This is a genomic window from Oleiphilus sp. HI0067 (assembly GCF_001635735.1).
Window position 1 is genome coordinate 1 of the sequence record NZ_LWFI01001653.1, and the last position, 1,373, is coordinate 1,373.

Sequence of the window (1,373 nt, forward strand, 5' to 3'; positions counted from 1 at the left end):
TCTGATCTTGAATCCATTAAGCGGTGGAAGAAAAATGCAGGGCACCAAGAAGCCCAACGGCTTGGTCATGAGAAATGGTATGCATCGTTCAAAACTCGTATATCGAAGGTGGAACGTGACTACGGCATTTAACAATACAATCGACGCCCGCCAGCAAGCTAGCTCGGACCTACGTTTCGGTGCTTCGCGCCTACACTGCGGCCCGTTATTGTAGGCGTTCATGTCTGCTTACTATATAAACTCGAAATAAATCCCAGTTAAAAACTTGCCTGTCTGACGTCCGCTTCTGTATATAAATCGAAAAGTTTTCGCGCCGCGAAATGTCCGCTTCTTTGTAGAAGTACGCATCAAGGATCGACCGGACATCAGCAGTTCAACATCCGCTAATGTCTATTTCTGTGCATTCACAAACCAGATTCCGGATACCCCAGGGCACCCTCTCTTGCGCGTTGCGCAATTCACCTTGTCACGCTTCGCTGTCCGGAATGACGAACGGGAGGATGATCGCTTCTGTCTATTCCTAAACATAGAATGCTAAACAATAACTTTTTATGCGTAGGGTTAAACAAACAATTCGATAGACAACAAAAAAGGGCGCTCAATGAGCGCCCTTCTTCTTAGATCTTACTAAGGACTAGTTGATTAGTCTTTAGTGAACTCTGGGTATGCTTCCATACCACATTCTGAAAGATCCACACCTTCGTACTCTTCTTCTTCAGAAACTCGTAGACCGATAACCGCTTTGATTACGCCCCAAGCGATCAAGCTTGTTACGAATACCCATGCAAAGATTGTTACCGCACCTACTAGCTGACCCATGAACGTAGCGTCTGCGTCTGAAAGTAGAACCGCGAAGATACCCCAAAGACCAACAACACCGTGTACAGAGATCGCGCCGACTGGATCGTCAAGCTTAAGCTTATCAAGAGTAACGATTGAGAATACGACGATCACACCACCGATTGCACCGATTACAGTAGCAAGTAGTGGAGATGGATCTGCAGGCTCAGCAGTGATAGCAACAAGACCAGCTAGTGCGCCGTTCAATGCCATTGTAAGGTCTGCCTTACCGAACAAGATGCGTGCAACGATAAGAGCAGCAATCAAACCACCCGCTGCAGCAGCGTTTGTGTTCAAGAATACGCTAGCAACTTCGTTTGCTACAGCGATACCGCCAAGCTTCAAAGTAGAACCACCGTTGAAACCGAACCAGCCCATCCAAAGGATGAAAGTACCAAGAGTCGCTAGTGGAAGGTTAGCGCCTGGGATAGCGTTAACTTCACCGTTAGGACCGTACTTACCTTTACGAGCACCAAGAAGGATAACACCAGCAAGTGCAGCTGCTGCACCAGCCATGTGAACGATACCAGAAC

Annotated in this window: 1 pseudogene; it reads right to left on the bottom strand. The window is 47.5% G+C overall.

Annotated elements, in window-relative coordinates:
- Positions 1–642: 642 nt before the first annotated feature.
- Positions 643–1,373: pseudogene (locus A3739_RS26645) on the bottom strand (ammonium transporter); the annotation flags it as partial.